Source organism: Streptomyces sp. NPDC005566, from assembly GCF_040605575.1.
Taxonomy (GTDB): domain Bacteria; phylum Actinomycetota; class Actinomycetes; order Streptomycetales; family Streptomycetaceae; genus Streptomyces.
On sequence record NZ_JBEXDB010000011.1, the window covers coordinates 38,017 to 56,402 of the forward strand.

At 70.1% G+C, this 18,386-nt stretch carries 14 protein-coding genes and 1 pseudogene; 8 read left to right on the top strand and 7 right to left on the bottom strand.

Translation table 11 applies throughout. The features are described 5' to 3' along the window. The first annotated feature begins 6 nt into the window (after positions 1 to 6). Both ABZS61_RS18820 and ABZS61_RS18825 read left to right on the top strand, forming a co-directional pair. Positions 7 to 312: a heavy-metal-associated domain-containing protein gene (locus tag ABZS61_RS18820; RefSeq protein ID WP_356421945.1), complete on the top strand. Its 306-nt coding sequence runs from the start codon at positions 7 to 9 to the stop codon at positions 310 to 312. Positions 313 to 478: 166 nt separating this feature from the next. Further along, positions 479 to 2,905, top strand: a complete 2,427-nt coding sequence (locus tag ABZS61_RS18825) for a heavy metal translocating P-type ATPase (protein ID WP_356421948.1) — start codon at positions 479 to 481, stop codon at positions 2,903 to 2,905. A gap of 526 nt (positions 2,906 to 3,431) precedes the next feature. Here ABZS61_RS18825 and ABZS61_RS18830 read toward each other — a convergent pair. Both ABZS61_RS18830 and ABZS61_RS18835 read right to left on the bottom strand, forming a co-directional pair. After that, a complete protein-coding gene (locus ABZS61_RS18830) occupies positions 3,432 to 4,721 on the bottom strand; it encodes a citrate synthase (RefSeq protein WP_356421951.1) in 1,290 nt (429 codons plus the stop codon). 197 nt (positions 4,722 to 4,918) lie between these two features. After that, positions 4,919 to 7,150 carry an ATP-dependent RecD-like DNA helicase gene (locus tag ABZS61_RS18835; RefSeq protein WP_356421954.1) on the bottom strand — a complete coding sequence of 744 codons (2,232 nt, stop codon included), beginning with the start codon at positions 7,148 to 7,150 and terminating at the stop codon, positions 4,919 to 4,921. Positions 7,151 to 7,273: 123 nt separating this feature from the next. Here ABZS61_RS18835 and ABZS61_RS18840 point away from each other — a divergent pair, with 123 nt between their 5' ends. Together ABZS61_RS18840 and ABZS61_RS18845 are read left to right on the top strand one after the other, a co-directional pair. Next, the gene (locus tag ABZS61_RS18840; protein ID WP_356421957.1) at positions 7,274 to 7,783 is read left to right on the top strand and encodes a DUF6584 family protein; all 510 of its coding nucleotides are present in this window, start codon (positions 7,274 to 7,276) and stop codon (positions 7,781 to 7,783) included. A gap of 243 nt (positions 7,784 to 8,026) precedes the next feature. Next, positions 8,027 to 8,752, top strand: coding sequence for a class I SAM-dependent methyltransferase (locus ABZS61_RS18845; protein WP_356421960.1), 726 nt, complete (start codon positions 8,027 to 8,029; stop codon positions 8,750 to 8,752). Positions 8,753 to 8,783: 31 nt separating this feature from the next. Here the strand turns inward: ABZS61_RS18845 and ABZS61_RS18850 are convergent, their stop codons facing one another. From ABZS61_RS18850 to ABZS61_RS18860, 3 genes are all read right to left on the bottom strand, one after another. Further along, positions 8,784 to 9,332 (bottom strand): hypothetical protein, encoded by a 549-nt coding sequence (locus tag ABZS61_RS18850; protein ID WP_356421963.1) that lies wholly within the window; start codon positions 9,330 to 9,332, stop codon positions 8,784 to 8,786. Positions 9,333 to 9,646: 314 nt separating this feature from the next. Beyond that, entirely contained in the window at positions 9,647 to 10,480 is an 834-nt protein-coding gene (locus ABZS61_RS18855) for a sugar phosphate isomerase/epimerase family protein (RefSeq protein WP_356421966.1), read from the bottom strand. Next, a complete protein-coding gene (locus ABZS61_RS18860; RefSeq protein ID WP_356421969.1) occupies positions 10,477 to 11,619 on the bottom strand; it encodes a dihydrodipicolinate synthase family protein in 1,143 nt (380 codons plus the stop codon). The genes ABZS61_RS18855 and ABZS61_RS18860 overlap by 4 nt, the downstream gene beginning before the upstream one ends. 145 nt (positions 11,620 to 11,764) lie before the next feature. Between ABZS61_RS18860 and ABZS61_RS18865 the strand changes: the two are divergent. Further along, positions 11,765 to 12,970 (top strand): annotated as a pseudogene (locus ABZS61_RS18865) (transposase). Between the two features lie 50 nt (positions 12,971 to 13,020). On the opposite strand, the gene ABZS61_RS18870 reads toward ABZS61_RS18865, so the two are convergent. Then, complete coding sequence (locus tag ABZS61_RS18870) at positions 13,021 to 14,172, bottom strand: Gfo/Idh/MocA family oxidoreductase (protein WP_356421972.1); 1,152 nt, start codon at positions 14,170 to 14,172, stop codon at positions 13,021 to 13,023. 110 nt (positions 14,173 to 14,282) lie between these two features. Between ABZS61_RS18870 and ABZS61_RS18875 the strand changes: the two genes are divergently transcribed. Both ABZS61_RS18875 and ABZS61_RS18880 read left to right on the top strand, forming a co-directional pair. After that, positions 14,283 to 15,350, top strand: coding sequence for a LacI family DNA-binding transcriptional regulator (locus tag ABZS61_RS18875; protein ID WP_356421975.1), 1,068 nt, complete (start codon positions 14,283 to 14,285; stop codon positions 15,348 to 15,350). A 59-nt stretch (positions 15,351 to 15,409) separates the two neighbouring features. Beyond that, positions 15,410 to 16,198 (top strand): sugar phosphate isomerase/epimerase family protein, encoded by a 789-nt coding sequence (locus tag ABZS61_RS18880; protein WP_356421978.1) that lies wholly within the window; start codon positions 15,410 to 15,412, stop codon positions 16,196 to 16,198. A 3-nt stretch (positions 16,199 to 16,201) separates the two neighbouring features. Here ABZS61_RS18880 and ABZS61_RS18885 read toward each other — a convergent pair whose 3' ends face one another. Then, the gene (locus ABZS61_RS18885) at positions 16,202 to 17,101 is read right to left on the bottom strand and encodes an EamA family transporter (RefSeq protein ID WP_356421981.1); all 900 of its coding nucleotides are present in this window, start codon (positions 17,099 to 17,101) and stop codon (positions 16,202 to 16,204) included. A gap of 98 nt (positions 17,102 to 17,199) precedes the next feature. Between ABZS61_RS18885 and ABZS61_RS18890 the strand changes: the two genes are divergently transcribed. Then, on the top strand, positions 17,200 to 18,108 hold the full coding sequence (locus ABZS61_RS18890; protein ID WP_356421984.1) for a LysR substrate-binding domain-containing protein: 909 nt from the start codon (positions 17,200 to 17,202) through the stop codon (positions 18,106 to 18,108). Positions 18,109 to 18,386: the final 278 nt, after the last annotated feature.

An 18,386-nucleotide genomic window follows, 5' to 3' on the forward strand; every position in this document is an offset into this window, starting at 1 on the left:
AACGTCATGACCGCCGAGACCGAGACCCCCCGGACCGCCGGCTCCTGCTGCTCGTCCACCGGTTCCTGCCAGGACGGGGCGGCCGACGTGCAGGTGGGCGGCGTCACCACCGTGTACGAGGTGAAGGGCATGACCTGCGGTCACTGCGAAGGAGCCGTTTCCGAGGAGATCTCCGGGATCGAGGGGGTCAGCTCGGTGAAGGCCGAGGCCTCCACCGGCCGGGTGACCGTCGCCTCCAGGGCCCCGCTGACCGAGGACGCGGTGCGCGCCGCCGTCGACGAGGCGGGCTACGAGCTCGTGGGCCTGGCCTGAGCGATCCGGGGCACGAGCGGCCTGCGGCATCCTTGGAACAGGTCCTCCACCGGACCCGCACCACGCACGCGCACCACGCACCATTTTCCCTCGGGCCGATTCCCTCACCAGATGCGGCAGATACTGGTAGGGAGCGGCCCGACCTGCTTTACCCAGGAGTCCGGACATGGCCAGCACCACAGCAGCCGCGGCCCCCGCCGCGGAGACCTCCGAGGCCGAGCTCACGATCGGCGGGATGACCTGCGCCTCCTGCGCGGCCCGCGTCGAGAAGAAGCTCAACCGGATGGACGGTGTCACCGCCACGGTCAACTACGCGACGGAGAAGGCCCGCGTCTCCTTCGGTGCCGGAATCGCGCTCGACGACCTCGTCGCCACGGTCGAGAGGACGGGCTACACGGCGCAGCCCGTACCGCGCCCTGCCCCCGAGCCGTCTCCGGCCACCCCCGGCTCCCGTAGCGGGGAAACCGCGCAGGACGGGGAAACCGCGCAGGACGGAGGAACCGCGCAGGGCGGGGAGACCTCCCGCGACGCGGAAACGACGGCAGCCGCGCCGGGCCGGGAAGCCGACGCGCCCGACCGGCAGCGCGCAAGCTCCCAGGACGCGGCTGACCGTACGGCCGCCGAAGCCCTCGCCGCACTCCGCCGGCGCCTGGTGGTGTCGGCGACGCTCGCCGTGCCGGTCGTCCTGATGGCCATGGTTCCCGCACTCCAGTTCGACAACTGGCAGTGGCTCTCCCTCACCCTCGCCGCCCCGGTCGTCGTCTGGGGCGGGCTGCCCTTCCACCGCGCCACCTGGACCAACCTCCGGCACGGTGCAGCGACGATGGACACCCTGGTGTCGGTGGGCACCCTCGCGGCGTTCGGCTGGTCGGTGTGGGCACTGTTCTTCGGCGACGCGGGCATGCCCGGCATGCGGCACGGGTTCGATGCCACGGTCTCCCGCTCCGACCCCGCCTCCACGATCTACCTGGAGGTGGCGTCCGGCGTCATCGGATTCATCCTGCTGGGCCGCTACCTGGAAGCACGGTCCAAGCGGGCGGCGGGTTCCGCCCTGCGTGCACTGATGCACCTGGGCGCGAAGGACGCGACAGTCCTGCGCGGCGGTACGGAGGTACGCGTCCCGGTCGGCCGGCTCGCCGTGGGCGACCGCTTCGTCGTCCGCCCCGGCGAGAAGATCGCCACGGACGGCCTCGTCGTCGAGGGCTTCTCCGCCGTCGACGCCTCGATGCTCACCGGTGAGTCCGTGCCGGTGGACACCGCTGCGGGCGACGCCGTGGCCGGAGCCACGCTCAACGTGTCCGGACGGCTCGTCGTGGAAGCCACCCGCGTCGGCGCCGACACCCAGCTGGCCCGGATCGCCAGGCTCGTCGAGGATGCCCAGAACGGCAAGGCCGCGGCCCAGCGCCTCGCCGACCGGATCTCGGCGGTCTTCGTACCCGTCGTCCTGCTGATCGCTTCGGCCACCCTCGTCGCCTGGCTGCTCGCCACCGACGACATCACCGCGTCGTTCACCGCGGCCGTCGCCGTCCTCATCATCGCCTGCCCCTGCGCCCTGGGGCTCGCCACGCCCACCGCCCTCATGGTCGGCACCGGGCGCGGCGCCCAGCTCGGCATCCTCATCAAGGGTCCCGAAGTCCTGGAGACCACCCGCCGCGTCGACACGATCGTCCTCGACAAGACCGGCACCGTCACCACCGGCCGGATGGCCCTCGGGCGCGTCCACACCGCCGTCGGCACGACCGAGACCGACGTCCTCCGGCTCGCGGGCGCCCTCGAGCACGCCTCCGAGCACCCCATCGCCCAGGCCGTCGCCGCCGGTGCGGCCGACCGCACCGCGGCCCCCCTCCCCTCCCTCGACTCCTTCACCGCCGTCCCCGGTCTCGGGGTACGCGGCACCGTCGAAGGACACCAGGTGCTGGCGGGCCGCCCGAGACTGCTCGCCGATGCGGGGATCGCGCTCACACAACCGCTGGCCGACGCCGTCGCGGACGCCGCGTGCCAGGGCCGTACAGCCGTCGCCGTCGCCTGGGACGGCGAGGCGCGGGGCGTCCTGGAGGTCGCCGACGCGGTGAAGGAGAGCAGCGCCGCCGCCGTCGCGGAGCTGCGCGCCCTGGGCCTCCGGCCGATTCTGCTGACCGGTGACAACCGTGCCGTCGCGGACGCCGTGGCACGCGCGGTCGGGATCGACGAGGTGCATGCGGAGGTCATGCCGCAGGACAAGGTGGAGCTCGTCCGGCGACTCCAGGCCGAGGGCCGTTCCGTCGCCATGGTCGGTGACGGCGTCAACGACGCCGCCGCGCTCGCTGTGGCCGATCTGGGCCTGGCGATGGGTACCGGGACGGATGCGGCGATCGAGGCGAGCGACCTCACACTCGTTCGTGGAGATATTAAGGTGGCCGCTGACGCCATCCGGCTGTCACGGCGTACGCTGTCGACCATCAGAAGCAACCTCTTCTGGGCCTTCGGCTACAACGTTGCCGCGCTGCCTCTGGCTGCGTTCGGGCTGCTCAGCCCCATGATCGCGGGTGCGGCAATGGCGTTTTCGTCGGTCTTCGTCGTCACGAACAGTCTGCGGTTGCGCTCCTTCACGTAATTTCCACAAAGAGACTTAGATCACACCGATTCGAGGGTAACCATCTGATGGGTTGGTGAGTCTAAGAGTGCGATGCCAAGGATGTCTTGGGGGACGTCCGATGGAGTGTCTTGGGGGACGCTCCATGGCAAGCGTTGGCCGGGGCACGTGCACCGGGGAGCTTTGAGCGGCCCTCCCGTTCGTACGTACCCCGGCAGACCGCACAGCAGGACCGAACTGAATACGTACCACCAGCAGGACAACGGGAGCCTCGGCTCCCCGCAGACGCCCGGCCGGATCCCGTGGGGGGAATCCGCTCCGGGATATGGGAAGCGCCCTGTCCGTCGACCCGTGGGGGGATCGGCGGCGGGGCGTTTCTCGCACCCTGACCACCTCGTGGCGCAGCGGCATAGCCCCGGAACGCGCAGAGCCCCGGAACGCCGAATCGCCCCGGACACCGCGCTCTGATTCAGCGAGCGCGGCACGCGGGGCGAAGGCAGTCGGCCGTTGCGGCCGGGTACTACAGCGGTTCGTGCGGGAGTCGGCTTCAGCGACTCTCGACCGGGACGAAGTCGCGCAGGACCTCGCCGGTGTAGATCTGGCGCGGGCGACCGATGCGCGATCCCGGCTCCTTGATCATCTCGTGCCACTGGGCGATCCAGCCGGGGAGCCGGCCGATCGCGAAGAGCACGGTGAACATCTCGCTGGGGAAGCCCATGGCCCGGTAGATCAGACCCGTGTAGAAGTCCACGTTGGGGTAGAGGTTGCGCGAGACGAAGTACTCGTCGGAGAGCGCGTGCTCCTCCAGCTTGAGCGCGATGTCGAGCAGCTCGTCGGACTTGCCGAGCGAGGAGAGCACGTCGTGCGCCGCAGCCTTGATGATCGTGGCGCGGGGGTCGAAGGACTTGTAGACGCGGTGGCCGAAGCCCATCAGCCGGACGCCGTCCTCCTTGTTCTTCACCTTGCGGATGAAGGAGTCTACGTCGCCGCCGTTGGCCTGGATGCCCTCGAGCATCTCCAGCACCGACTGGTTGGCGCCACCGTGCAACGGACCCCACAGGGCCGAGATGCCGGCGGAGATCGAGGCGAACATGTTCGCCTGCGAGGAGCCGACCAGACGCACGGTGGAGGTCGAACAGTTCTGCTCGTGGTCCGCGTGCAGGATGAGCAGCTTCTCCAGCGCCGAGACGACGACCGGGTCCGGCACGTACTCCTGGGCGGGGACCGAGAAGGTCATCCGCAGGAAGTTCTCGACGTAACCGAGGTCGTTGCGCGGGTAGACGAACGGGTGACCGATCGACTTCTTGTACGCGTACGCCGCGATCGTCGGGAGCTTGGCCAGCAGCCGGATCGTCGAGAGGTGGCGCTGCTCCTCGTCGAACGGGTTGTGGCTGTCCTGGTAGAACGTGGACAGCGCGCTGACGACCGAGGACAGCATGGCCATCGGGTGGGCGTCGCGCGGGAAGCCGTCGAAGAACCGCTTGACGTCCTCGTGCAGCAGCGTGTGCTGGGTGATCTCGTTCTTGAAGTCCGACAGCTCGTCGACCGTCGGAAGCTCACCGTTGATCAGCGTGTAGGCGACCTCGATGAACGTCGAGCTCTCCGCGAGCTGCTCGATCGGGTATCCGCGGTACCGCAGAATGCCCTGCTCGCCGTCGAGGTAGGTGATGGCGGATTTATACGCGGCCGTATTGCCGTATCCGCTGTCCAGCGTGACCAGGCCCGTATTGGCCCGGAGCTTCCCGATGTCGAAGCCCTTGTCGCCGACGGTGCTGTCGATCACCGGGTAGGTGTACTCGTCATCGCCGTACCGCAGTACTACAGAGTTGTCGCTCACGTCATCCCTCACCGACGTAGTGCCTCTTCTTCGAGGTGCCCTGACTGTCTCCACCCTCCCCCATTTGGCTCAGGAGAGTGCACTCGGGGTCGTCCATTGGACCTACTGGCGGCACTGAGTGCCGCCAACTTACTCATCCTGCCCCCTGGAATCCGGTTCCGGAAGGCCTCCGTGATGTTTCCCACCGTTTTGATCGATCATTTTTCCGCGAAGTCTGCGACCGGCGCACCCCGGAGCCGGAAATCCAGCCCTGTACAACGCCTGCCTGCGGAAACTGTGCGGACCGCCTGGCCGATGGCCTTGCGTGAACCGACCAGTACGACAAGCTTCTTGGCCCGTGTCACCGCCGTGTACAGCAGATTCCTCTGCAGCATCATCCACGCACTGGTGGTCACGGGGATGACGACCGCCGGGTACTCGCTGCCCTGGGAGCGATGGATCGTCATCGCGTAGGCGTGGGCGAGCTCGTCGAGCTCGTCGAAATCGTACGGAATCTCCTCGTCCTCGTCCGTGAGGACCGTCAGCTTCTGCTCGTCGGTGTCGAGTGAGGTGACGACGCCGACCGTGCCGTTGAAGACGCCGTTCTCCCCCTTGTCGTAGTTGTTGCGGATCTGGGTGACCTTGTCGCCGACCCGGAAGACCCGGCCGCCGAACCGCTTCTCGGGCAGATCGGGGCGCCCGGGCGTGATGGCCTGCTGGAGCAGTCCGTTGAGATGGCCCGCTCCCGCCGGGCCGCGGTGCATCGGAGCGAGAACCTGCACGTCGCGGCGGGGATTCAGGCCGAACTTGGCGGGAATACGGCGGGCCGCGACATCCACGGCGAGCACCCCGGCGTCCTCCGTCTCGTCCTCCACGAAGAGGAAGAAGTCGCTCAGCCCTTCGGTCAGCGGGGGCACCCCCGAATTGATCCGGTGGGCGTTGGTGACGACGCCGGACTGCTGGGCCTGACGGAAGATCGTGGTCAGGCGGACGGCAGGCACCGGTCCGCCCTCGGCGAGCAGGTCCCGCAGCACCTCGCCCGCGCCGACCGAGGGCAGCTGGTCGACATCGCCCACCAGCAGGAGATGGGCACCGGGTGCCACCGCCTTCACGAGTTTGTTGGCCAGCAGCAGATCGAGCATCGAGGCCTCGTCGACGACGACCAGATCGGCGTCCAGCGGCCGGTCACGGTCGTACGCGGCGTCCCCGCCCGGCTTCAGCTCCAGCAACCGGTGCACGGTGGACGCCTCGGCACCCGTCAGCTCCGAGAGCCGCTTCGCCGCCCGCCCGGTGGGCGCGGCCAGCACCACCTTCGCGTTCTTGGCGCGGGCCAGCTCGACGACGGACCGGACCGTGAACGACTTGCCGCAGCCGGGACCGCCGGTGAGGACGGCCACCTTCCGGCTGAGCGCGAGCCGGACGGCCGCCTCCTGCTCGGGTGCCAGGGTGGCCCCCGTGCGCTGCGCGAGCCAGGCCAGTGCCTTCTCCCAGTCCACGTCCTGGAAGGCCGGCATCCGGTCCTCCGGTGTGCGCAGCAGGCGCTGCACCTGGGCGGCGAGGGAGATCTCTGCACGGTGGAAGGGCACCAGGTACACAGCGGTGACGGGCAGCCCGTCCTCGGGGCCCGGCACCTTCTCCCGTACGACGCCCTCCGGGTCCTCGGCGAGCTCGGCGAGGCATTCGATGACGAGCCCCGTGTCCACCTGGAGGAGCTTCACCCCGTCCGCGATGAGCCGCTCCTCGGGCAGGAAGCAGTGCCCCTGATCCGTGGACTGCGACAGCGCGTACTGCAGCCCGGCCTTGACCCGCTCCGGGCTGTCGTGCGGAATTCCGACGGCCTGGGCGATGCGGTCGGCGGTGAGGAACCCGATGCCCCAGACGTCGGCTGCCAGCCGGTAGGGCTGGTTCTTGACGACGGAGATCGAGGCGTCCCCGTACTTCTTGTAGATGCGGACGGCGATGGAGGTCGAGACGCCCACGGTCTGCAGGAAGACCATGACTTCCTTGATCGCCTTCTGCTCCTCCCAGGCCGCGGCGATCATCTTCGTCCGCTTCGGGCCGAGGCCGGGCACTTCGACGAGCCGCTCGGGCTGCTGCTCGATGATGTCCAAGGTGTCGACGCCGAAGTGCGTGGTGATGCGGTCGGCCATCACCGGTCCGATGCCCTTGATCAGACCGGAGCCGAGGTAGCGGCGGATGCCCTGGATCGTGGCGGGGAGGATCGTCGTGTAGTTCTCGACGGTGAACTGCTTCCCGAACTGCGGATGGGAGCCCCAACGGCCTTCCATGCGCAGTGATTCGCCGGGCTGCGCACCGAGCAGCGAACCGACGACGGTGAGCAGGTCGTTGGCTCCGCGCCCGGTGTCGACGCGCGCGACCGTGTACCCGTTCTCCTCGTTGGCGTACGTGATCCTCTCCAGGACCCCTTCGAGGACCGCCATGTTGGACATACGACGACGTTACCGGTCGGCACCGACAGCCGGACGGGGTCCGGTCACCCTCCCTGGTGCGCTCCGCGGGCGGCCGGGGGTAAACGGTTCGGCGGACCGCGCCCGGTGGCCGATGATGTGCGCATGGCACTGACCGACACCCTGGAGCGCGCGGACGCCGACCTCGCCGCCGGACGCATACCCATGGCCCGCACGCGGCTTCGCGGGCTGGTCCAGGCCTACCCCGCGAGTACGGAGGTGCGCAGGCGTCTGGCGGAGATCTACCGGCTGTACGGCGAACCGGCGCAGGCGGGACGGTGGATGTACCTGGAGGAGGACCGGGACCCGGTGGAGACGGCCTCCTTCGAGGACCGGTACGACGTGCCTGCCCGCCGCATGCGGGCACTGGCCTGGCGGGGACACGAATCGCTGGCGGGATCCGCTTTCGCCGAAGCGCAGTTGACCGCTGTCCGAGCCGCGTGCGCGGAGTCGCTGGGCCGTACCGTCGACTGGGACACCTTCACCGGCGAGGAGGAGAACGAGGAGCCGGAGCCGGGCCGTGTGCGCCGCGTCGCCGGGTGCGCGGGGACGTTCCTCCTCGTGGCCGCCTTCGTGGCGATCTGGGTGAACGGGCTGATCGACCTCTTCGACTGAGCCGGGCACGGCCGGGCCGGCATCGGGAAACCGGTCGGGAAACACGTCCGGGCGCCCCGCCCAGTGCCCCCTCCAGGCCCGCAGGCAGGCCTCTCGGAGCACTCCCGCCCCTCCCGCACCCCTGCCGCCCGGCCCTCTCGCGGAAAGCGCGCAGCCGCCCGTCCTGACCCTCCATAAAGAGGCTTTGACCTGGGGTTATGCAGCAACTCCGGCTAGAATCGGGGTCTTGGGAAGGGGGTCCGGATGGACCGGAACATACGCTCGGTGGACGACGTACTGAAGCTCATGGACAGCCTGTTCGCACCGGAGGCCGACCGGTGGACCGGCGGGGCGGGTTCATGGTGGGACGGGTTCTACGCGGACCGGTCCAAGCCCGTGCCGTTCTTCGTGTCGAAGCCGGACGAGAGCCTCGTCTCGTACCTCGACCGGGGCCTGATCGCCCCGGGCCGGGCGCTCGACCTCGGCTGCGGGCCCGGGCGCAACGCGCTGTACCTCGCCGCACGGGGCTTCGAGGTGGACGCGGTCGATCTGTCGCCCGAGGCCGTCGCCTGGGCCGAGGAGCGGGCCCGTGAGGCCGGGGCGGACATCCGCTTCCACCGCGGCGACGCCTTCGCCGAGGACGCACCGGCCGGGCCGTACGACCTCGTCCACGACTCCGGCTGCTTCCACCACCTGCCGCCCCACCGGCGCGTCAGTTACCTCGCGCTCATGGAACGCGTCCTCGCCCCCGGTGGGCACCTGTCCCTCAGCTGCTTCGCCTCCGGTGCGATGGGCTCGGAGCTGCCCGACGCGGACTTCTACCGTGAGGCGGGACTCCAGGGCGGGCTCGCCTACACGCCGGAATCACTGCGCTGGATCTTCTCCGGGCTGACGGAGGTCGAACTGCGCCGGATGCGGGACGAGCCGGCTGACTCCCCTTGTTTCGGCGAGGAGTTCCTCTGGACGGCGCTGTTCAGGAAGGCCGGCTAGGGCTGTCCGGGCGAACCGTCCACGCGTCGGCTCAGAAGAGCGTCAGACCCAGGTGCTCGTGGAGCGCTTCGCCCTGCGCGGGCGTGGCCAGGACGATGACGTTGTCGTGGACGGAGCCCGGCTCCCTCGCGAAGTCGACGTTGCGCCATGAGCGAGGGTCGTCGGCATGGGCGGTTTCCCTGATGGCCAGGTAGGCCGTCTCATGGTCGTAGTAGTCCTCCGAGAAGTGCTCGGCCACGAGGGAGACGAGCGTGCCGTCCCTCTCGAACTCCAGAAGATCACAGCGGCCACCCTCGAATCCGCCTTCGCCCTTGACGATCCGGACGCCGGCGATGGTGACTCTGCCACCGGCGACCTCGGCGGCGCGTGCCAGCAGCGGTGCGTAGTCCTCGTAGATGGAGTCGATGTCGTCGACGTGCACCGAGACCGCCGTACCGAATTCCACCAGGGCACCAGCTGCCTCGGCGGGGGTCATCTCGTCGTCGGCGTGGGCGGCGAGTCCTTCGAGGACGCTGTGCATCTTCTCCGCGGACACCATGCCGGTCTCGTGGAGGAGCGCGCCGACGCGCCTGCAGGTCATTGATGGGTCCTTCACCATTCCGGTGATCCTGCCAGACCGGCGACGCGCTCCGCCTCGCCGCGGACGTTCCAGGAACCGCAGGCGTTCGAGGAACCCCAGGCGTTCAAGGAACCGCAGACGCTTCCAGGAACCGCCAGGAAAGCGGAATGGGGTCCGGCTGAAAAGCCGGACCCCCCTCGCTGTCCCCCTCCGTCGGGTCTTCCCGATCCCCCCGGATCCCTCCCCGGAAGTCCCGACGCTGAGTACGACCGGGCAAGGCCGGTAAAGGTTGCACGCCTTGACGTTCTCTTTACCAAGGTCCGCCGGACACGCTCTCAGCAGGCGTGTTCCAGGTAGCGGGACGCGACCTCGGCCAGTACCTCGGCGCCGTCACGCGCCCACAGGTCCTCGTTGAAGATCTCGACCTCGATCGGGCCGTCGAAGCCGGTGGCCTCGACCTGCCGGCGCATGATCCTGAAGTCCACGCATCCGTCGCCCAGTTGGCCCCGGCCCACCAGGACGCCTGCCGGGAGCGGAGTGATCCAGTCGGCCAGCTGGAAGGAGTGGATCCGGCCGCCCGCACCCGCCCGGGCGATCTGTGCGGGAGCCTGGTCGTCCCACCAGATGTGGTACGCGTCGACGACCACGCCGACCTGCTCGGCCGGAAAGCGCTCCGCGAGGTCGAGGGCCTGGGACAGCGTGGAGACGACGCAGCGGTCCGAGGCGAACATCGGGTGCAGCGGCTCGATCGCCAGACGCACCCCCCGCTCCTGCGCGTACGGGCCCAGCTCGCCCAGGGCGTCGGCGATCCGCTCCCGGGCCGCGTACAAGTCCTTCTCCCCGGTGGGGAGTCCGCCGGAGACCAGGACCAGGGTGTCGGTGGACAGGGCCGCGGCCTCGTCGACCGCCGCCCGGTTGTCGTCCAGGGCGCGGGCCTGCTCGGCGGGGTCGACCGCGGTGAGGAAGCCGCCCCGGCAGAGGCTGGTGACGGTGAGGCCCGCGTCCTTCACCAGCTGTGCGGCGCGCTCGACTCCGTATTCCTGTACGGGAGCCCGCCACAGGCCGACCTGTCCGATGCCCGCCTTGACGCAGCCCTCGGTGAGCTCGGGCAGGGACCACTGCTTGATGGTCTCCTGGTTGATGGAGAGGCGGGAAAGGGCGGTGCTCATCGTGCTCCTCCATGGACGGCCAGCAGGGCGCGCATCCGGGTTTCGGCCAGCTCCGGGTCGGGGAACAGGCCGAGGCGGTCGGCGAGTTCGTACGCCTTCGCCAGGTGCGGCAGCGAGCGTGCGGACTGCAGCCCGCCGACCATCGTGAAGTGGTCCTGGTGGCCCGCCAGCCAGGCGAGGAACACCACGCCCGTCTTGTAGTAGCGGGTCGGGGCCTCGAACAGGTGGCGGGACAGCTCGACCGTCGGGTCCAGGAGGGCGCGGAAGCCCTTGACGTCCCCGGTGTCCAGGACCCGTACCGCGTGGGCGGCCAAGGGGCCCAGCGGATCGAAGATGCCGAGCAGCGCGTGGCTGAAGCCCCGGTCGTCCCCGGCGATCAGCTCGGGGTAGTTGAAGTCGTCGCCGGTGTAGCAGCGCACCCCGCCGGGAAGGCGGCGCCGGACGTCGATCTCCCGCTCGGCGTCCAGGAGCGAGATCTTGATGCCGTCGACCTTGTCCGGGTGTTCCGCGATGACCTTCAGGAAGGTGTCCGTGGCGGCGTCGAGGTCCGGGGAGCCCCAGTAGCCCTCCAGCGCGGGGTCGAACATCGGGCCCAGCCAGTGCAGGACAACGGGTTCCGTGGCCTGGCGCAGGAGATGGGCGTACGTCTCCAGATAGTCCTCGGGGCCCTTCGCCGCGGCGGCGAGGGCGCGGGAGGCCATCAGGATGGCCTGGGCGCCGCTCTCCTCGACGAGGGCCAGCTGCTCCTCGTACGCCGCACGCACCTCTGCGAGCGTCGCGGGGCCGGTGAGCTGGTCGGTGCCGACACCGCAGGCGATCCTGCCGCCGACCGCCTTCGCCTCGGCGGAGGACCGGCGGATCAGTTCCGCCGCGCCCGCCCAGTCCAGGCCCATGCCGCGCTGCGCGGTGTCCATCGCTTCGGCGACGCCCAGGCCGTGCGCCCAGAGGTGGCGGCGGAAGGCGAGGGTGGCATCCCAGTCGACGACGGCGGGAGCGTCGGGGCTGACGTCGGCGTACGGGTCCGCGACGACGTGGGCAGCCGAGAAGACCGTACGGGAGGCGAGCGCCGCGCCGCCCGGTGCGAGGTCGAGCGGGGTGGTGCGCGGCTCGTAGGGGCCCTGCGGGAGGTGGATGGTCACTTGATTTCTCCCTGGAGGCCCTGGCCTTCGGGCCGGGGAGGAGGGGGTTCTTGGGGCGAAGCCGTGGAGCGGCGGAGTTCTCTGCCCATGTGCTGTGACCTGTACTTTCGGTTGGTTGTCAGTGGGTGGGGCTAGCGTCTTGACCATGACGACGACGCAGGAGACGGCGGAGGTGTCCGGGCATGCCCGGTACACCTTCCGCCTGCGTGTGTCGTCCACCGGGCGCACCGGGCTTGAAGGCGAGTGGGCACGGTGCCGTTGGGTGTGGAACGAGTGCGTTGCTGTGTCCCGCAGGGTCCACATCAGCAACAGAACGGCCGGGAAGAAGGCGACGTGCGGTCCGGCGCAGCTCGACAGGATGCTGACCGAGGCCCGCGCCACCATGGGATGGCTGCGTGAGGGGGCGTCGGTTCCTCAGCAGCAGATCATCCGGGACTTCGGCAGGTCCCGCGCGAAGGCGCTGAAGGACATCAGGGCGAAGCTGCCGATGCGGCAGCGTGCCGGGATGCCCGGGCCGAAGAAGAGACGTGAAGCCTTGCCGAGTCTCAACTAAACGCGGCGCGGCTTTCGGATCAAGGACGGCCGTCTGCACCTGGCGGGCGGCATCGCTGTGACCGTGGTGTGGCCGAGAGACCTTCCGGCCGACCCGACGTCCGTGCGCGTGTACCAGGACAGTACCGGGGCGTGGTACGCCAGTTTCGTCGTCGCGGCCGAGAGCGAACTGCTGCCCGCCACCGGGCGCGTGATCGGCGTCGACTGGGGCGTCAAGGAGACCGCGACCACCACATCCGACGCCCACGACCTCCCCCACGCGCAGCACGGCAGGAAGGCGCAGGAGAAGCTGACTCGCTACGACCGGATGATGGCCCGGCGCAAGCCGAGGAAGGGCCACGCCGGCTCGAAAGGCTACCGGCACGCGAAGAAGCTCCGCGCCAAGCTGTACAAGAAAATCGCCGACCAGCGGCAGGACACCTCCCGCAAGTGGGCCAAGAAGGTCGCGGCCGACCACGACGCGATCGCTGTCGAGGATTTCAAGCCGAAGTTTCTCGCGAAGTCCACCATGGCGAGGAAGGCGGCAGACGCCGCGATCGGCGCGACCAAGCATGCCCTGATGGAGATGGGCCGCAAGCACGGCCGTGCCGTGCACCTGGTCCACCCGGCGCACACCACGATGGACTGCGCACAGTGCGGAGCGAGAGCCAAGCACGCACTACCTCTTTCCGAGAGAACGTATACGTGCACCGCGTGCGGAGCTGTCTCGCCCAGAGACAAGAACTCCGCCCGCGTGATGCTCGTCCGGGCTGGTCTCAACCCGGCTGGTGCTGATCTTGTAAGCCCTGCCCCCTGCTAGGCGTCAGGCGAAGTGAGCCAGGAATCCCCCTCGTTCACGATGGGGAGGTTTCAAAGGGTCAGCTCCGGGACGTCGAAGCGCCGGCCCTCGGCGGAGGACTTGAGGCCGAGCTCGGCGAGCTGGACACCACGGGCGCCGGCCATCAGGTCCCAGGTGTAGGGCTCGTCGAGGACGATGTGGCGCAGGAAGAGCTCCCACTGGGCCTTGAAGCCGTTGTCGAAGACGGCGTTGTCGGGGACTTCCTGCCACTGGTCGCGGAACGGCTCGGTGACCGGCAGGTCCGGGTTCCAGACCGGCTTCGGGGTGGCCGAGCGGTGCTGGACGCGGCAGTTGCGCAGTCCGGCGACGGCGGAGCCGTGGGTGCCGTCGACCTGGAACTCGACGAGTTCGTCGCGGTTGACGCGGACCGTCCAGGAGGAGTTGATCTGAGCGACGGCGCCGCTCGCCAGCTGGAAGGTGCCGTACGCGGCGTCGTCGGCGGTGGCGGCGTAGGGCTTGCCCTGCTCGTCCCAGCGCTGCGGAATGTGTGTCTGCACGTGCGCGGACACGCTCGTGACCTGGCCGAACAGTTCGTGCAGCACGTACTCCCAGTGCGGGAACATGTCGACGACGATGCCGCCGCCGTCCTCCGCGCGGTAGTTCCAGGACGGCCGCTGGGCCTCCTGCCAGTCGCCTTCGAACACCCAGTAGCCGAACTCGCCGCGCACGGACAGGATCTCGCCGAAGAAGCCGCCGTCGATGAGGCGCTTCAGCTTCAGCAGGCCCGGCAGGAAGATCTTGTCCTGGACGACACCGTGCTTGATCCCGGCGTCGCGGGCGAGGCGGGCCAGGTCCAGGGCGCCCTCGACATCCGTGGCGGTGGGCTTCTCGGTGTAGATGTGCTTGCCGGCCGCGATGGCCTTCTTGATCGCCTCGACGCGGGCCGAGGTGACCTGGGCGTCGAAGTAGATGTCGATCGTTTCGTCGGCGAGTACCGCGTCCAGATCGGTCGACCACTCGGTCAGACCGTGCTGTGCGGCGAGTGCCTCCAGCGCGTGGGCGCGGCGGCCGACGAGGACGGGTTCGGGCCACAGCACCTCGCCGTCGCCGAGGTCGAGGCCGCCCTGCTCGCGGATCGCGAGGATCGAGCGCACCAGGTGCTGCCGGTATCCCATGCGACCCGTGACGCCGTTCATGGCGATGCGCACTGTCCTGCGTGTCACGAAGTTCCCTCCATAAAGCCGTAGCAAGCGCTTTCTATTTGGTATGACGCTAGCCTGCCGACAGCGGCCCGGACAAGAGGGGCCGCGCCACAACTCCTCGGAGGAGAGCGATGACAGTCACCCTGGCGGACGTGGCGGCTCGCGCCCGGGTGTCCCCGGCCACCGTGTCCCGCGTGCTGAACGGCAACTACCCGGTGGCCGCGTCCACCCGGGAGCGGGTCCTGCGTGCCGTCGACGACCTCGACTACGTCCTGAACGGCCCCGCCAGTTCGCTCGCCGCCTCGACGTCCGACCTGGTCGGGATCCTGGTCAACGACATCGCCGACCCCTTCTTCGGGATCATGGCCGGGGCCGCGCAGACCGAGATCGGCGGACCCGGCGACGGAACGGGCCGCGGGGGCGGCGAGAAGCTCGCCGTCGTCTGCAACACCGGCGGCTCCCCCGAGCGTGAACTCACCTACCTGACCCTGCTCCAGCGCCAGCGCGCCGCAGCCGTCGTCCTGACCGGTGGCGCCCTGGAGGACCCGGCCCACCAGGCCGCGATGGCCACGAAGCTGGCGAAGCTCGCGGACGCCGGTACCCGCATCGTGTTCTGCGGACGCCCGCCGCTGCCGGACAGCGACGCGGTCGTGGCCTCGCTCGCCTTCGACAACCGGGGCGGCGGCCGGCGGCTCACCGAGCACCTCGTCTCGCTCGGCCACCGGCGCATCGCGTATGTCGCGGGACCGCTGGAGCGCACCACCACACGGCACCGCCTGGAGGGCCACCGCGAGGCGATGAAGGCGGCGGGACTGTACGGGGACGAGGAGCGGCTCACCGTCCACGGTCCGTACGACCGCCGGTCCGGTTACGAAGCCACCCTCGAACTCCTGCGCAGGGAACCGGACGTGACGGCCGTCGTGGCCGCCAACGACACCGTGGCACTGGGTGCCGGCGCGGCGATCCGGGAGCGCGGGCTCCGCATCCCCGAGGACGTCTCGGTGGCGGGCTTCGACGATCTGCCGTTCTCGGTGGACGCGGTACCGGCACTGACGACCGTACGGCTGCCGCTGTTCGAGGCCGGGGCGCGGGCCGGCCGGCTGGCGATGGGCAAGGAGAAGCCGCCGACCGGGGGCATAGCGACGATCTCGGCGGAACTGATGGTCCGCGGCTCGACGGCGCCGCCGCGGGTGGCGTGAGGATTCCCTCGCGGGAACGGGGGTACCGATCAGCCCGGCATCGACGGAAGGACTACATCGTGAAGCTCGCTTTTTCGACCCTCGGAGTACCCGGGCTGCCCGTGGCCGAGGTGGTACGGCTCGCCGCCGGGCACGGGTACCAGGGGGTGGAGCTGCGCACCCATCCCGAGGAGCCCGTACACCTGGGGCTCACGCCGCTCGAACGGGCTGCTGTGGTCGAGGAGTTCAAGAACGGCGGGGTCGAGGTCCTGACCCTCGCCGGGTACGTGCGGATCGCCGCCGAGGGTGACGACGAGCCGGTCCTGGCCGAGCTCGCCGGGCTGGTGGAGCTGGCCCGCGATCTGGGGGCGGCCAACGTCCGCGTGTTCCCCGGCGGCGGTGGCCAGGATCCCGCCGAGGCCGACGCGACCGCCGCCCGGCGGCTGGGCGCCGCGGCTCCGCACGCCGCCGACATGGGCGTACGGATCCTCCTGGAGACACACGACTCGCACCGCGCCGGGGCCGACGTGGCCCGCGTGGTGGGGACCGTCGGGCACGGGCAGATCGGCGCGATCTGGGACGTCATGCACACCTGGCTGGCGGGCGAGGAGCCGGTGGCCAGCCATGCGGTACTCGCCCCGCACCTGGGATACGTGCAGGTGAAGGACATCGCGTCGGCCGCGGACACCGCGCCGCTGGCCCTGGGGGACGGCGTGCTGCCGTTGCGGGCCTGCCTGGACACGCTGGATGCCGACAGCTGGGTCTGCTGGGAGTACGAGAAGCGCTGGCACCCCGGCGCACCGGAGCTGCCGGGGCTGCTGGCCGGCGCACGGGAGTACCTTCTGCGGCTCGGCGCACCGAAGCAGTAGCCCTCAGACCGGTGCCGGCTGCACCTCCGGCGCCTGCGGGGCGGCCGTGCGCCGCCCCGCCAGGGACGTCAGTGCCACCCCGCCGACCAGCAGCGCCGCCGCGCACCATCGCAGTGGGCTCACCGACTCGCCGAGGAACAGTGCGGCGGAGGACATGCCGAAGACCGGCACGAGCAGGGTGAACGGGGCCACGGACGAGGCCGGGTGGTGGCGGAGGAGGAAGCCCCAGGCCCCGAAGCCGAAGACCGTGGTGACCCAGGCGACGTAGACGATGATGCCGACGCCGCTCCAGTCGAGCGCCGCGAGGGCCCGGGCATCGCGGTCCGGGCCCTCGATGAGCAGGGACAGGCCGAGCAGCGGCAGTACCGGCACCGTCGACACCCACACCATGAAGTTGAGGGAGTCCGTCGGCGCGGCCTTGCGGGTGAGCACGTTCGACACGCCCCAGCAGGCTGCCGCCGCCACGACCAGGACGAAGGCGAGCACGGGTCCGCCCGCCCCCTCGTCCACCGCCGCGACCCCGATGCCCGCGAGGGCAACGCCCATCCCCAGCACGCGGGCCCTGCCCGGCCGTTCACCGAGCGCCAGGGCCGCGAACAGGGCGGTGAAGACCGCCTGGACCTGGAGGACGAGGGAGGAGAGCCCGGCGGGCATCCCGCGGTCCATGCCGATGAAGAGCAGCCCGAACTTGGCCATCCCGAGGACGAGGCCCACACCGATGATCCACTTCCATGCGACGGTGGGCCGCCCGACGAGGAACACGGCGGGCAGCGCGGCCACGAGGAAGCGCAGGGCGGAGAAGAGCAGGGGCGGGAAGTGGGCGAGGCCGACCTCGATGACGACGAAGTTCACGCCCCAGACGGCGGCGACGAGCGCGGCCAGGGCGATGTGGAGGGGACGCATGCACCGAGGATCGGATGCGGGGACCGTGTAGCACCAGCGCGGATTTCTTCATGGTTGGATTAAGCGCTGCTCATGCTTTGCTCTTCCGGGAGGCTCCCGTGCTCGATCTGTCCCGGCTGCGCGCCCTGCACGCCGTCTCCGTCCACGGCTCCGTCGCGGGCGCGGCAGCGGCGCTCGGATACACGGCCTCCGCGGTCTCCCAGCAGATCACCAAGCTGGAACGGGAGACCAGGACGACCCTTCTCGAACGGCGCGGGCGCGGGGTGGCGCTCACCGAGGACGCACTCCACCTCGCCTCTACGGCACAGCAGTTGATGGCCATCGTGGAGCAGGCCGAGACGACACTGGAGGAGCGCAGGGGGCTGCCGACGGGGCGGCTGTCGATCGGCGCGTTCGCGTCCGCGGCGCGGGGCCTGCTGCCCGGCGTGCTGGCACAGCTGCAGCGGGAGCACCCTTCGGTGGACGCCCGGCTCACCGAGGTCGATCCGCACCTCTCGGTCGACCTGGTGGCGAAGGGCGTGATCGATCTCGCCGTGGCACACGACTGGGACATCGCGCCGCTGCCCGCGCCGGAGGGGGTGGCGCAGGCGGTCATCGGCGACGACCGGTGCGATCTGCTGGTGCCGGAGGGGCACGCGCTCACCGGGCGGACGGCGGTGCGGCGTGAGGAGCTGGCCCAGGAGCGGTGGGTGTGCCAGCCGCCCGGCACGGTGTGCCACGACTGGCTCGTACGGACGCTGCGGGCGGCGGGGTACGAGCCGGACATCCGCCATCGGGCTGAGGAGAACCACACCCAACTGGCCCTGGTTGCCGCGGGGCTCGGCGTGGCGATGATTCCGCGACTGGGGCGGGGGCCGCTCCCACCGGGCGTGGTGGAGGTGCGGCTGGATCCCGTACCGGTGCGACGGCTGTACGCGCTGTGGCGTACGGAGGCGGCGCGGCGGCCCGCGATCACCGCGGCGGTGGCGGCACTTCAGGGGCACGGCGCGGGGGCGGGGCTGACGTAGCCCCGGGGGGCACGCCCCCCGCCGCACGGCACGGGTGGCAGGCGCCCCGCCGCACCGCATGGGAGGCACACGTCCCTCGCACGGCACGGAGGCACACCTTCCGCCGCACGGCACGGGAGGGCACGCGGCCCCCGCCGCCTGGCACGGGTGTGGGCCATGTCCGGGCATGTCCACCCGTCCTTCCGCGTGTCACTGCCTTTATCGGGTGGTCCTCTTGACTGGTAGTTACTTTCCATATATCCGTACCTTCTTGGAAGTTTCTTTCAGCACCGGAAGGA